Origin of the sequence: Pseudomonas sp. KU26590, assembly GCF_026153515.1 — a bacterium.
Lineage (GTDB): Bacteria > Pseudomonadota > Gammaproteobacteria > Pseudomonadales > Pseudomonadaceae > Aquipseudomonas.
In genome coordinates this window covers 3,192,268-3,206,444 of the sequence record NZ_CP110644.1, presented here as the reverse complement: position 1 = coordinate 3,206,444, position 14,177 = coordinate 3,192,268, and the positions used below count along the sequence as shown (strand labels likewise).

The 14,177-nt window shown below is 62.6% G+C and carries 12 protein-coding genes; 6 read left to right on the top strand and 6 right to left on the bottom strand.

What is annotated here, in order from left to right; all coding sequences use genetic code 11:
• Positions 1 to 12: 12 nt before the first annotated feature.
• The 6 genes from OKW98_RS13960 to OKW98_RS13935 all read right to left on the bottom strand — a co-directional run bounded on the left by OKW98_RS13960 (position 13) and on the right by OKW98_RS13935 (position 6,739).
• Positions 13 to 1,023 (bottom strand): ABC transporter ATP-binding protein, encoded by a 1,011-nt coding sequence (locus OKW98_RS13960; RefSeq protein WP_265385267.1) that lies wholly within the window; start codon positions 1,021 to 1,023, stop codon positions 13 to 15.
• Positions 1,013 to 2,026, bottom strand: coding sequence for an ABC transporter ATP-binding protein (locus OKW98_RS13955; protein WP_265385266.1), 1,014 nt, complete (start codon positions 2,024 to 2,026; stop codon positions 1,013 to 1,015). The genes OKW98_RS13960 and OKW98_RS13955 overlap by 11 nt, the downstream gene beginning before the upstream one ends.
• Positions 2,023 to 2,955 (bottom strand): ABC transporter permease, encoded by a 933-nt coding sequence (locus tag OKW98_RS13950; protein ID WP_265385265.1) that lies wholly within the window; start codon positions 2,953 to 2,955, stop codon positions 2,023 to 2,025. Before OKW98_RS13950 ends, OKW98_RS13955 begins: the two co-directional genes overlap by 4 nt.
• Positions 2,952 to 3,926 carry an ABC transporter permease gene (locus OKW98_RS13945; RefSeq protein ID WP_265385264.1) on the bottom strand — a complete coding sequence of 325 codons (975 nt, stop codon included), beginning with the start codon at positions 3,924 to 3,926 and terminating at the stop codon, positions 2,952 to 2,954. The genes OKW98_RS13950 and OKW98_RS13945 overlap by 4 nt, the downstream gene beginning before the upstream one ends.
• Positions 3,923 to 5,383, bottom strand: coding sequence for an NAD(P)-binding domain-containing protein (locus OKW98_RS13940; protein ID WP_265385263.1), 1,461 nt, complete (start codon positions 5,381 to 5,383; stop codon positions 3,923 to 3,925). The genes OKW98_RS13945 and OKW98_RS13940 overlap by 4 nt, the downstream gene beginning before the upstream one ends.
• A 405-nt stretch (positions 5,384 to 5,788) precedes the next feature.
• Positions 5,789 to 6,739: a LysR family transcriptional regulator gene (locus tag OKW98_RS13935; RefSeq protein WP_265385262.1), complete on the bottom strand. Its 951-nt coding sequence runs from the start codon at positions 6,737 to 6,739 to the stop codon at positions 5,789 to 5,791.
• A 294-nt stretch (positions 6,740 to 7,033) separates the two neighbouring features.
• Between OKW98_RS13935 and OKW98_RS13930 the strand changes: the two genes are divergently transcribed.
• The 6 genes from OKW98_RS13930 (at position 7,034) to ligD (ending at position 14,155) form a co-directional block, all read left to right on the top strand.
• Positions 7,034 to 8,392, top strand: a complete 1,359-nt coding sequence (locus OKW98_RS13930) for an iron-containing redox enzyme family protein (RefSeq protein ID WP_265385261.1) — start codon at positions 7,034 to 7,036, stop codon at positions 8,390 to 8,392.
• Between the two features lie 41 nt (positions 8,393 to 8,433).
• Positions 8,434 to 9,375, top strand: coding sequence for a class I SAM-dependent methyltransferase (locus OKW98_RS13925; protein ID WP_265389730.1), 942 nt, complete (start codon positions 8,434 to 8,436; stop codon positions 9,373 to 9,375).
• Positions 9,375 to 9,683: a hypothetical protein gene (locus tag OKW98_RS13920; protein ID WP_265389729.1), complete on the top strand. Its 309-nt coding sequence runs from the start codon at positions 9,375 to 9,377 to the stop codon at positions 9,681 to 9,683. The genes OKW98_RS13925 and OKW98_RS13920 overlap by 1 nt, the downstream gene beginning before the upstream one ends.
• A gap of 143 nt (positions 9,684 to 9,826) precedes the next feature.
• On the top strand, positions 9,827 to 10,342 hold the full coding sequence (locus OKW98_RS13915) for a DUF4142 domain-containing protein (protein ID WP_265385260.1): 516 nt from the start codon (positions 9,827 to 9,829) through the stop codon (positions 10,340 to 10,342).
• Positions 10,343 to 10,476: 134 nt separating this feature from the next.
• Positions 10,477 to 10,719 (top strand): hypothetical protein, encoded by a 243-nt coding sequence (locus OKW98_RS13910; protein ID WP_265385259.1) that lies wholly within the window; start codon positions 10,477 to 10,479, stop codon positions 10,717 to 10,719.
• 676 nt (positions 10,720 to 11,395) lie between these two features.
• The gene (ligD, locus tag OKW98_RS13905) at positions 11,396 to 14,155 is read left to right on the top strand and encodes a DNA ligase D (RefSeq protein WP_265385258.1); all 2,760 of its coding nucleotides are present in this window, start codon (positions 11,396 to 11,398) and stop codon (positions 14,153 to 14,155) included.
• Positions 14,156 to 14,177: the final 22 nt, after the last annotated feature.

Sequence of the window (14,177 nt, the reverse complement as noted above, 5' to 3'; positions counted from 1 at the left end):
CGAGGGGCGCGTTCATGAAAGATCGTTGAGGTGACACGCACTCAGGTGGTTCGGCGAAACCTCCCTGAGGGCTGGAACTTCCTCGCGGCAGCGCGCCGTGGCATACGGGCAGCGAGGGTGGAAATGACACCCGGCGGGCGGGTTCAGCGGGCTGGGGATTTCCCCTTTGATCGCGTCATAACGGGTACTGCGCACATCGAAACGCGGGATCTGCGCCAACAGCGCCTGGGTGTAGGGATGATTGGCGCGGGCGAACAGATCGTCCACCGAGGCGCTTTCCACCACCCGGCCGAGGTACATGACCACCACGCGATCGCACAGGTGCTCGACCACGCCCAGGTCATGGCTGATGAACAGATAGGTCAGCCCCAGTTCGTCGCGCAGGTCCATGAACAGGTTGAGGATCTGCGCCTGAATCGACACGTCCAGCGCAGCCACCGACTCGTCGCAGACCAACAGTTCCGGCTGCACCGCCAGTGCCCGGGCGATGCCGATGCGCTGACGCTGGCCGCCGCTGAACTGGTGCGGGTAGCGCTGGCGCAGTTGCGGGCTGAGCCCGGCGCGCTGCAGTTGGGCACTGACGTAATCGTCGAAACCCTGTTTGTCGGTCAGGCCGTGCAACAGCGCGCCCTCGCCGACGATGCGGTCCACGCGCAGGCGCGGGTTCAGGCTCGAAGACGGGTCTTGAAAGATCATCTGCACTTTCAAACGTACGGCGTGGCGTTCTTCTGGCGTCAGGCTGTCCCGCGCCTGGCCGTCCACCAGCGCAGTGCCGGACGACACCGGCAGCAGGCCCGCGACCATGCGCCCGAGGGTCGACTTGCCGCAGCCGGACTCGCCGACCAGCCCCACCACTTCACCGCGCTGAATGCGCAGGTCCACCTTGTCGACGGCGTGGGTCACCGGCCGTGGACGGGTGACGTGCAGGCGTTGCAGCAGGCGCTGGACCGAGCTGTCCGCCGCTTTGCCGAAGGTTTTGCTGACCTGGCGCAGCTCGATCAGAGGCGAGGATTCACTGCGCATCGGCGGCTCCCGGATGAAAACAACGGACGGTCTGGCCGGGCGCGATTTCGCGCTCCGGCGGTTCTTCAGCACAGACCGACGAGGCTCGCGAGCAGCGCGCGGCAAACGCGCAACCGGTCGGCATCGACAGCAGGTCCGGCGCCATGCCGGGGATCTGTCGCAGGCGCTGGCCACGCTTGTTGCGGCTCGGCAGGCTGTCGATCAGGCCTTGGGTGTAAGGGTGTTGCGGACGGTCCAGCACATCGGCCACCGACCCCTGCTCGACGATGCGCCCGGCGTACATCACCGCCACGTCATCGGCCAGGCCGGCGACCACAGACAGGTCGTGGGTGATCCAGATCAGCGAGGTGCCCTGCTCGCGCACCAGCTTTTGCACTTCGCTGAGGATCTGCGCCTGGATGGTCACGTCCAGCGCCGTGGTCGGCTCGTCGGCAATGATCAGATCCGGGGCATGCAGCAGCGCAATGGCAATCGCCACCCGCTGACGCATGCCGCCGGACAACTGATGCGGGTAGGCACGCAGGCGTTCTTCCGGGCTGGGAATGCCCATCAGCGCCAGGGTCCGGCCGGCATGGGCGCGGGCTTCGCGCTTGCTGACGGTACGATGGGCACGCACCGCCTCGATCATTTGCGTGTCGACCCGCAGCACCGGATTCAGCGTCATCATTGGGTCCTGGAAGATCATCGCGATGCGGTTGCCCTGTAGTTCCCGCAAGCCCGCCGCACTGAGCTGGGTCAGGTCGAGCCCCTTGAAGAGCACTTGCCCGCCGCTGATCCGGCCGGGCGCGTCGACCAGGCCGAGGATGGAAAAGCCGGTTACGGATTTGCCCGAACCTGACTCGCCCACCAGACCGAGAATCCTGCCGGGCGCGACCCGTAAGGACACATCCCGCACCGCCGGCAACACGCCTGCGCGGGTGTAGAACGAAGTACACAGATCGCGCACCTCCAGCGTCGGCGTTCGCGCTGACATCAACGCGGCACTGAGTTCAGGCAGGCTCATCGCAGCAACCTCGGGTTGAGGACATCGCGCAGGCGGTCGCCCACCAGATTGATCGCCACGATGGTGATCAACAGCGCCAGGCCGGGAAACAGGCTGATCCAGTACTCGTTGCTGAGCATGTATTGAAAGCCATTGGCAATCAGCAGCCCCAGCGAAGGCTCTGTCACCGGCACGCCCAGGCCGAGGAACGACAGGGTCGCTTCGAGGGTGATCGCCCGGGCAATCTGCAGCGCGCCGATGACAATCAACGGCGGCAGGCAGTTGGGCAGAATGTGGCCGACGACAATGCGCCACGGCCCGATCCCTTGCCCGCGCGCGGCATCGACATATTCGCGGCGGCTTTCGGTCAGGGCCTGGCCCCGCGCGGTACGGGCGTAATAGGCCCATTCCAGCACGATCAGCGTGAGCATGACGTTGCCGACGCCTTTGCCCAGCCACGCCAGAATCATCAGCGCCATGAGAATCACCGGGAATGACAGCAGCAGGTCCACCAGGCGCATCAGCAAGGCGTCCAGCCAGCCGCCGACGTAGGCCGAGACCAACCCGACGAGGGTGCCGATGACCGCCGCGATCAGCGCCGACCCGATGCCGACCCACAAGCTGATGCGCAGGCCGTACAGAATCGCCGAGACCAGATCGCGGCCCTGCCCGTCGGTGCCCAGCCAATAGGTGTAACCGCTGTCCATGTTGGTATTGCCCGGGGCAAGCCGCGCATCCATCACGTTGAGCTGCATCAGGTCATACGGGTTCTGCACCACGATCCACGGCGCCAGCACCGCCACCAGCACGATAAACAGGAGCACCAGCAAGCCGATCACGGCAGTGGGCGAGCTCATGAATTCGACGGCGACCCTGCGCCAGGGCGATTGCGCCTGCAGAACGACATTGGACGGCACTGGATTTGGGGCTGCTTTGGAGGCCGCATTCATCGCGAGCCCTCCACGCGAACCCGGGGATCAAGCAGGTAATACAGGCCATCGACGATCAGGTTAAGCACCACGAATATCACCACCACGACCATCAGATAAGCCACCACCACCGGGCGATCGAGCATGTTGATGCTGTCCAGAATCAACTTGCCGGCGCCGGGCCAGGAAAAGATGCTTTCGGTGACCACGGCGTACGCGATGGTCGAACCCAGTTCCATCGCCAGCACCGTCACCACCGGGATCATGGTGTTGCGCATGACGTGCATACACATCACCCGCATCGGCGAGAGCCCTTTGGCCCGGGCAAATTTGACAAATTCCTGGGGCAGCACTTCGCGCACGCCGGCGCGGGTCAGGCGCAGCACCAGAGAGATTTTGAACAGCGCCAGGTTCAACGCCGGCAGCAGCAGGTGCTGCAGGCCATCAAGGGTCAGCCACGACCATTGCACGCCAAACAGCTCACGGGTTTCGCCACGGCCACTGGCCGGCAGCCAGCCCAGCTTGATCGAGAACAGCATGATCATCATCAGCGCGACCCAGAACGCCGGCAGCGAGAAACCGACGATGCTCACGGCCATCATCATTCGCGACAGCGGGTGATCGGGGTAGGTACCGGCAAACATGCCCAGGGGCACGCCGATGACCACGGCGAGAAACAACGCGCAGAACGCCAGCTCGAAGGTGGCCGGCAAGCGCTGCAGAATCAGGCGCATGGCGTCCTCGTGGTAGACGAAGCTCTGGCCGAGATTGCCGTGCACCGCGCCCTTGAGAAAAATCAGGTACTGCTCCCACAGCGGCTTGTCCAGGCCCAGATGCGCGATGGCTTGCAGGCGCTCGGCCTGATTGAGGTCTTCGCCCACCAGAATGTCCATCGGGTTGCCGATGGCATTGAGGCCGACGAACACCACCAGCGTCATCAGCAACACCACCAGTAACGACTGGGTCAATCGCCGCAGCGTCCAGCCGATCATCGAAGCAACTCGTCGGCGGTCGGTTGTCCGGCCACCCACTCGTCACCGAACAGCTCGGGTTCGGCGTAGTTGCGCATCGAATCGAAATGTTGCTCGACGTCCTCGACGAACAGCTGGCCGATCAGCGCCTGGGCCAGGCGCTTGGCGCCTTCGCTGATGGCCGGGATGTCGCCGGACACCGCGCCAAAGCTCAACGCTGCCGGGTAACTGAAGCAGTGAATGTGGTCCAGGCCGGGACAGGCGCCGGGGGTCTTTTCCTGAAACTCGAAGCACGTGCCCAGATCGGGCAGCTCCGCCAGCTCGGCGTCGCTTTCCCCGGCGGGCGACTGAAAGCGGTCGCGCCAGACACGGACGTGTGACGCGAACGGTGCGAACTCCGGGCGCTGCTGAAAGTGCGTGCGAAAACCGGTGGCGAACACCACAAAGTCGGCCTCGATGCGTGCGGTCGGGGTGTTCAACCACACGCCGCCCGCCGGGTCCTGATTAACTGAAACCACCGGACTGTTGAGCAGGAACCGCGCACGGCCGGAGCCTGAGACGCGCAGTGTGCTGCCCCGTGGCGGCGGCACCTGCTGGGTGTTGAGGTAATTGCGGATGCGCCACTTCCAGGCATCCGGCAGACGCCAGTAGCCGTGGGTCATGCCCGGGTTGCCCGCGCCTTTGCCTTTATTGACGCGCGGCAACTCGGCGCGGCGGATCAACAGGTCCACTTTGCTCGCGCCCGATTCGAGGGCGGTGGCCGCGCTGTCCATGGCCGATGCACCGCCGCCGACCACCGCCACGCGCTTGCCCTCGAACCACTCGGGCTGAAGGCCATCCGCCGAATGGGCCCAGAGCGTGCGCGGCAGTGTGTGGGCGAAATCCGGCACCCACGGCCCGCCGAGGCCGTCCCGTCCGGTGGCCAAAACCACATGGCGTGCGCGCAAATGCAGGGTGTGGCCGGCGGTTTCGACGTCCAGCTCGACCAGCCCGTCGGCACGCGGCGCCACATGGCTGACCCGGTGCTCGTTGCGCACGTCCAGCGCCAGGACCTTGCGGTACCAGCGCAGGTATTCAGCCCATTGCAGGCGCGGAATCTTGTCCAGCGCCGCCCAGCCCTCGCTGCCGAACTGAGCCTGGTACCAGGCCCGGAACGTCAGCGCCGGCAGGCCGAGGGCCGGGCCGGTGAGTTGTTTGGGCGAGCGCAAGGTTTCCATCCGCGCGGTGGTCGCCCACGGCCCTTCGAAGCCCGCCGGCGCCTGATCGAACACCACCGCCGCCACGCCGGCATGTTTCAGCTCCGCCGCCAGGGCCAGGCCGGCCATGCCGCCGCCGATAATCGCCACGTCCAGGACCGCCGCGCCTTCGCTGACAACCGGCTTGACCCAAGGGCTGGCGGGCAAATCGAGCCAGGTCAGGTCCTGACGCAGACGGTTTTCCAGCGTGGCGAGACTTGAGGGAGTAAGCGTGTCGGGCATCGGGAGTACTCGGGAGTCTATCGGGCAGTCATGGGTTCAGATTCAAGAAACGTTCCAGAATCAGTGAAAATGAATTCTTAAAGCCCTTGAATGCGTAAACCGAATACTAAAAGCCGCTCCTTATTCCTGCAACGCGCAAAAAAGCATATCGATATAGCTAAAAGTTGGATGGCTGTCAGTCGTGCTGACTTCCCGGATAAAGCCGGTCCTGCAACGGGCGTTGGGTCATACCGCCAGTACTGCGGCCGGTGCGGGAATTGTGGGACCGGCTTTAGCCGGGAAGACGTCAATGCATCCAACAGATCTGTATCGCCAGTCACTGCCCCTTCCCGGCTGAAGCCGGTCCCACAAAAAAGCGTCCCAGCCGCTGCACCTTGAGCGCGGCCGAGATGCCCTGCGGGTTAACTACTCCGCGTAAATGCTCTGCAGCAGCGCATCGTGTGCACCGGCCTCGTGCATGAGCATGTCGGGCAGCAGTTGTCTGGCCGAATGGGCGATTTCTTCGATCAAAGCCTGGGCAACGTCCGACAGCGGGTGGGCGAACGCGGAAATCAGGCCAAAGAAGAAAGGGATGTTGCAGGCGATGGGCCGCACCACCACACCTTCCACCGGTACACCCATCGCGGTGAACGGGTCCACCAGCGCAATGCCCAGCCCGGCCCGGGCCATCTGCATGGCAATCAGCGAGGTGTTGGTGTCGAGCATGCGCGGCGTTCCACCCCCTGCGTCGGCGAAGGCCTTGTCGATGCGTCGACGAAAGCGGTAGGGATTGGCCATGGTCACCAGCGTCTGTTGCGACAGCAGTTCCATCGACAACACCTCATGGCGTGCCAGTTCCGAATCTGCTCGAAGCACTGCCACGCAGGGCGCTTCACCGATCCAGTGAATGTCCAGGCCGCGATGCTCCAGCGGCAGACTGACCGCGCCCAGGTCCATGGTCTTGGATAACACCGCCTGAACCACGTTCTCCGGCGACATGCTTTGCAGTTGCACCTGCTGCGGCCGCAGATGCTCGGGCAGTCGCGCCAGCGCAGCGGGCAACAGCCCCGCCGCCAGCGCCGAAATCGCGACCAGTTTGATCTGGTGGTTTTCTTCTTGAGCGATATGCGCCGCGCGCTGGCGAATGTTGCGGATGCCCAGCAGCGCGCTCTCCACCTCGCCGTACATCATGAACGCCTTGTGGGTTGGCGTGACCTTCGGACCGCTGCGCTCAAACAGCGCGAATCCCAGTTCCTGCTCCAGCTCCTGGATGACCCGTGTGACCGAAGGCTGCGATCGGCCCAGCATCTTGCCGGCGGCAGTGACACTCCCTGCGGACATCACCGCCGCGAACGCTTCCAGTTGACGCAGATCCATAAATAAAGCCTTACCGCTGGTTAATTGAAGGCGCCACGCAACCGGCCAGGCGCGGCGCTCGCGAGTCGCCGAAGTCTACACGCTGGCGGGAACCCGGCGCGCTGTCCTGATATTTCACAGCTATATCGGACGCCCGTCTCTGTACGATATTTCAGTCCAGGGTCTTCAGTTGAATCCAGATCAGGGCCGCTCATCCGCCGCAGGTGTCGATCATCGACTGCCCTGCAACTCGATGGAATTTTCCCGAACCGTCTCCCTCTGACCTACATATCAAGATAAGTCAGCAGGCTACTCATGACCTCTTTGCAGCTACTTTCCGAGCGTTCTGCCACGGCGCACGTGTCCACCGGCGCCCACTACTCGCTGTACGCCCGTCTGCTACGCGGACAGGTAGAAGGCGAGCGGGACAATGTCCGTGATTTTCTCCAGGAACAACTGGAGATCGCGCAAAGGCTGCCGTCAAACCTGCCTGCTGACCTCAGTGATCTGTCGGCATGGGTAGCGAGCAACAGTCATTCCGTGGCCGAGCAATACCGTGTCTATCTGGAGGAACGCCGCGCCGGCGGGCCCCGCAAATTCTTCACCAACAAGGCCCACGCGCTGTATTTCCTGCAAAGCGTTGCGCCGAGCAAACTGGTGGATGGTGCCTGGCTGTACGGAACGGTCAAGCACGCCAACGACTGGCGCTACCACGGCTTGATCCGCACCTACCTCGAAGAGCTGGGGGACGGCGAGCCTGCGCTGAACCACGTGGTGCTGTACCGCAACCTGCTCACCGAACACGATTGCGCGCCCATCGCACCGCTCGACGATTCGCTGTATCTGCAAGGCGCGATTCAGCTGGGTCTCGGTCACCTGAGCGATGAGTTTTTGCCAGAAATTCTCGGCTACAACCTCGGTTATGAGCAACTGCCGCTGCATCTGCTGATCACCGCCTTCGAGCTGAGCGAACTGGGCATCGACCCGTATTACTTCACCCTGCACGTGACCATCGACAACGCAAGCTCAGGCCACGCCCACAAGGCGGTGCAGGCCGTGCTGGATCTGTTGCCCAACGACGACAGCAAGGGTGAATTTCTCCAGCGTCTGCGCGCGGGCTACCTGCTCAACGACCTGGGCATTGGTTCGACCGACATCGTCCGCGCCTTCGACCTGGAAGAAGAAGTGGTCTCGATGCTGGAGACCAAAAGTACCTTCGGCCAGCACATGCATTCCGATTACTGCCGCCTCGAAGGCCGCACCATCAATGACTGGCTCGCCACCCCAGGCCAGAGTCGTCAGCTGCTGAGCGCGCTGGAAGATCGCGGCTGGATCAAACGCAACCAGGATCCCCAGGACAGCCGTTTCTGGCAATTGATTGACGGCCCGGGCGCGGTGATGTTCGGGGTGTTCAGCGGCTATGAAATGCAACTACTCAAAGACTGGATCGCCGGTGACTGGCAGGCGTCGGAGCAGAGCAACCCGTTTCGTACGCGCTTTCGTCGCCGCCCTGTGGCGAACACCGACACCGAACAGTCGCCGCGCAACGCCCCTTACCTGCCGTTCGAGAAACTGGTCGAGCTGATCGCGCCCGATTCCCATCCCACGCCGGAAGGTCTGGCGGCCACCCGAATCTATGCTCGCCAGTTGGCGCAAGGAAGCCTGACACGATGAACCCGCAGACACTGCTTGATCCCACACTCAATGCGCCAGAAATGACCGACGAAACCCACGATCTCGCGCTGCTGCAGCTGGGTCAGCGCCTCCAGGCTGACGGCTATCGTTTCACGACGGTCACGCCGTTGACCCATGAGCGGGTCAATGGGCGTGAGCAGAACCGTAAAGCCCGCAGCCTGCGCGACGTCTTCGGCTGGAGCCGCCCTTTCGAAACCGGCCTGCTGGACGAAGCTGAGCTCGAAACGCTGCTGGCCGCCGGTGTGCTCCGTGCCCATGCCGGTATGTGGGCCAGTGAAGTGCGTTGGTCGAGCCTGGACGACTTATTGTTTGTCCACTCCGCCTTCCCCACCATGGCCCATGATTCTGTGTTCTTCGGCCCCGACACCTACCGCTTTGCCCAGGCCATCGAAGAACACCTGCGCACCTCGACGCACCCGATTCGCACCGCCGTCGACATCGGCTGCGGCAGTGGCGTCGGCGCGATCCTGATCGGCCGTGGCCGACGGGATGCCAGTGTGCTGGCCGTGGACATCAACCCCACTGCCTTGCGGTTTACCGCCGTCAACGCGTCGCTGGCCAAGGCCGACAACGTGGTGGCCTACCACAGCGACATTCTGGCGGGGACCACCGGCGAGTTCGACTTGATCGTCGCCAACCCGCCTTACATGAAGGACACCCAGGAACGCGCCTACCGCCACGGGGGCGAGCAACTGGGTTCCGAGCTGTCCGTGCGGATTCTGGCCCAAGCCATCAAGCGACTGGCCCCGGGCGGCAGCGTGTTGCTGTACACCGGCGCGCCTTCGGTCGACGGCGTTGACCTCTTTCTAGAGCAGGCACGCAAACTCATTGATCGCCCTGATCTGGCCTGGTCTTACCGCGAAATGGACCCCGACGTATTCGGCGAGGAGCTGGACACCGAGACCTATCGGCAAGCTGACCGCATCGCTGCGGTGGTGCTGACGGTAACGCGAATTCAGTGATCTATCCGACCACGCCGGACGGCCGCTATTTCGTCGTCAAAGGGCAGCTGTGGCGCTGCAGCAACCCGTCCCTCGGCGAAGAAGAGAGGCAAGAGTGGGTCAATGCCTTGATGAAGGCGCGGCAAGCGGTGAAAGCCGCCAAACGCACCGAGGATGCAGCCGCCCTTAAGGCCGCTCGCACTTCGGTCAACGCGGCAAAGATTGCATTGGGTGAACGCGGTCCGGTGTGGTGGTCGGACGGTGCAGCGGACTTCAATCGCTACAAGGCGTTGAATACACCTTACAGGGAATGGTTTGAATCGCTCTGATACAGAGTCGCGGGTGATTAAGTCTTTCGACAAATGACCTGACAGCAGCCCGTTACGAAATTCTCTGAACGATTAATGTGACAAGTACGTCGGAATACATACGGGCACTCAAGCCACGTCAAGGACAGAAGAGGAACTTCACTATGGCAAATCTCATTCAGACTTCCGCACTCGCATTGTTGATGGCCATCGGTAGCCAAGGCGCTTTCGCCGCCCAGGACAATGACGACTTCGTGGAAGATGCCTCCGCCAAAGGTGTGGCAGAAGTCGAAGCCGGTAAACTTGCGCTGGAAAAAGGCAGTTCTGCCGACGTGAAAGCGTTCGCGGAGATGATGGTGAAAGATCACACCGCCGCCAACACCAAGCTCAAAGGCATTGCAGACACCAAGAAGCTGGAAGTGTCAGACAGCGCCATGCTGATGGACAAAGCGAAAGCCATGATCCTCGAACTGCGCAGCTCGAAGTCGTTTGATCAGGCGTACGCGAACAACCAGGTGGTTGCCCATGAGCAAACCATCGCGCTGTTCAAGAAAGAAGCTGCTGAAGGGAAAGACGCTGATCTGAAAGCGTTCGCGACTGCAACCCTTCCGAAGCTGGAAGAGCACCTGACCCACGCTAAAGCCCTGGCTAAAGCGCACGGCGGTGATGCTGCTAAATAATTCGGATCATGCCTGTCACGGGCTGATCGAATCTTTTAGTTGAGAGAGGCAGGGTTTAAACACCCTGCCTTTTTCATGTCTGTCAGCGTGTCATCACGCGACACGCGCCCGCCCCTTATTACGTGAGGCCCGACATGAGCAATGCAACCCGCAATCAACTGGCCGTTGTGCTCAATCAATTAAACGAACTTCGTAGCAGCGTGAACGAACTGTTCAGGCTTGAATTATCCGAAGTTACCGAACTGACAGGGCACCAGACCGTGGACGACAAACAGAGCATCGCCCAATGCTTCGCCACGCTGGAAGCCTCCATCGTCGACATGGAACAGACCCTGGCGATGCTGGCAGAAGCGACCGAGCAGCGCGGGGCTGTTTGACCTGCTCCCCTCGTTTGATTTTGCAGTGTCTCCACTGACGCCTTCCCGGCTGAAGCCGGTCCCACTATCAGGCCGCGCTTTACCTGTAGGACCGGCTTCCGCCGGGAAGAGGCCCGTTCAGGCGCCACCGTATTGCAGTGTATCCACTGACGCTTTCCCGGCCGAAGCCGGTCCTACTGTGGAAACGCGATCATTTAGTGGGACCGGCTTTAGCCGGGAAGAGGCCCGTTGAGGCGCCACCGTGTTGCAGTGTCTTCTGCGACGCCTTCCGGGCTGAAGCCGGTCCCACTATAAGACCACGCTTCACCTGTAGGACCGGCTTCAGCCGGGAAGAGGCCCGTTTAGGCGCCACCGTATTGCAGTGTCTTCTGCGACGCTTTCCGGGCTGAAGCCGGTCCCACTATCAGGCCGCGCTTTACCTGTAGGACCGGCTTCCGCCGGGAAGAGGCCCGTTTAGGCGCCACCGTATTGCAGTGTCTCCACTGACGCTTTCCCGGCTGAAGCCGGTCCTACTGTGGAAACGCGATCATTTAGTGGGACCGGCTTTAGCCGGGAAGAGGCCCGAGCAGGCGCCATCTTCCTTGAGTGTAGTGGGCGATGGGCCCCGACCCCGGAACTCCGCCCTGCCCGCGAACTCTGCCTTTAACAGACACATGCCCCAGGGTGAGGGATTTCCATGAGCGCCGGACTGGACGAATACCACCGCAAGCGCGATTTCGACGCGACGCCGGAGCCGTCAGGCAACACGAAGAAAAAGCGTGCTTCGACCAGGAAGGCAGCACACGCCCTGCAGTTCTGCATCCAGAAGCATGACGCCTCCCGCCTGCATTACGATTTCCGCCTGGAAATCGATGGCACGCTGAAAAGCTGGGCCGTGCCCAAGGGCCCCTCGCTGGACCCCAACGCCAAGCGCCTGGCGGTGCATGTCGAGGATCACCCCGTCGAGTACGCCACTTTCGAGGGCAGCATTCCCGAGGGGCATTATGGTGCGGGCGACGTCATCGTCTGGGACCGCGGCGTGTGGACACCCCTCTGCGACCCTGCCGAGGCCTACGCCAAGGGCAAGCTCAAATTTGAACTCCAGGGCGAGAAGCTTGGCGGTGTATGGAACCTGGTCAAGACGCACATTCCCGGCAAACAGGAGCAGTGGTTTCTGATCAAGCATCAGGACGAATTCGCCCGCCCGGAATCCGACTACGACGTGGTCAAGGTGCTGCCCGACAGCGTGCTCAGCGAGCGCACCCTGATTCCCAAAAAACGCGGGGCCAAAACGGCGTCATCCGGGGCGGCCTCAACCACGTCTGCAAAGTCCAGGTCGGCAAAGTCCAGGTCGGCAAAGTCCAGGCGTGACGAGCCAACGCCGGTAGAGAAAGTCCCGGCCCCTCGAAAAAAATCCGCCAAGGCGCAACTGGTCGGCGCCGAACCTGGCGAGCTGCCGGACCTGATCAAGCCCGAACTGGCCACGCTGGTGGAATCCGCCCCCGAAGGCGACTGGCGCTACGAGATCAAGTTCGATGGCTATCGGGTCATGGCGCGCGTGACCGACGGCAAGGTGCAGCTGTTCACCCGCAATGGCCATGACTGGACGCACAAAATGCCGCGCCAGGCCGAAGCTATCGCCGGCCTGGGCCTTGAGTCCGCCTGGCTCGACGGCGAAATGGTCGTCGCCAACGACGAGGGCGTCCCCGACTTCCAGGCCCTGCAAAACGCCTTCGAGGCCGGACGCAGCGGCAACATCATTTATTACCTGTTCGACATGCCCTTCCTCAATGGCATGGACCTGCGTGAAGTGCCCTTGGAACAGCGCCGCGCCGCCCTGTCCAAGGTGCTCGAACGGACCGACGACGAGGTGCTGAGGTACTCCGAAGATTTCGCCGAAGTGCCGGAAGTCCTGCTTAACAGCGCCTGCCAGATGAAGATGGAAGGTCTGATCGGCAAGCGCGCCGGCAGCCCGTACGTGTCACGCCGCAGCGGTGACTGGATCAAGCTCAAGTGCAAACGCCGCCAGGAATTCGTCGTCGTGGGCTACACCGATCCGAAGGGCGCGCGCAGCAAATTCGGCGCGTTGCTCCTGGGTTTGCACGACGCCGACAGTGGCGAGCTGAGGTACGCCGGCAAGGTCGGCACCGGTTTCAATGAAGCCACGCTGGGCACGATATACGACCAGCTGACGCCGCTCCACGCCAAGGAGGCTGCGGTGGTCAATCCGCCCACCGGCTTTGAAGTCAAGGGCGTGCACTGGCTGAAGCCGGTGATGCTGGCGGAGGTCGCTTTCGCCGAGATCACCAAAGAGGGATCGGTGCGGCATGCGGTTTTCCATGGCCTGCGCACCGACAAGCCTGCGGAGTCGATCACCGAAGAGCTTCCGGCTCCGGCGCCTTCAGCCGATCAAAGGTCAGGGTCAGGGTCAGCGCAGGCGCCAGAAGTGCCAGACGCGCCAGACGCGCCGACGGAGGAGACGTCAAAACCTGCCTCCGCCCGCAAACGCGCAAAAGCCTCCAAGCCTGTCAAAACGGACCAGAGCCAGCCTGAATCCGCTGCCGCCGCCGATACCAGAACGGGCAAGATTCGCCTGACTCACCCCGAGCGGGTAATCGATCCCACCAGTGGCGCGACCAAGCGAGACCTCGCCGACTACTACATCCGCATTTCCGAGTGGCTCCTGCCGCAACTGGCCCAGCGCCCTGTGGCGCTGGTGCGGGCCCCGGAAGGCATCGGCGGTGAGCTGTTCTTTCAGAAAAACGCCGATCGCCTCGCCATCCCCGGCATCGAGACCATGGGCAAGGCATACACCGGCCATCCGGTCATGCTGATCAACAACCTCGAAGCGCTGATCGGCGCCGTGCAAATGAGCGCCATGGAGCTGCACACCTGGAACGCCGTCGCCAGGGACCTTGAGCGGCCGGACCGTTTCATTCTCGACCTCGACCCTGATCCGGCGCTGCCCTGGAAAACCATGGTGGAAGCCACGCAACTGACACTCGCCGTGCTGGATGAACTGGGACTCAAATCGTTCCTGAAAACCAGCGGTGGCAAAGGCATCCATGTGGTCGTGCCGCTGACGCCAAAGGCGGACTGGGACGCCGTGAAGGATTTCAGCCACGCCATCGTCAAGCACATCGCCAGGCTGCTGCCAGAGCGCTTTTCAGCGGTGTCGGGGCCGAAAAACCGCGTTGGCAAGATCTTCATCGATTACCTGCGCAACGGCCTCGGCGCCACCACCATTTGCGCGTATTCGGTGCGCACACGGGAAGGCCTGCCGGTGTCAGTGCCGATCTATCGCGAGGAATTGTTGGAGATCAAAGGCGCCAACGTCTGGGACATCAACAGCGTGCATGAACGCCTCGCCGAACTGGACAGCGACCCCTGGGCGGACCTGGGCAAAACCCGCCAGACCATTACCGCAGACATGCGCAAACGGGTCGGGCTCAAATAGCCCATCCTGACGCGGGTCCTAC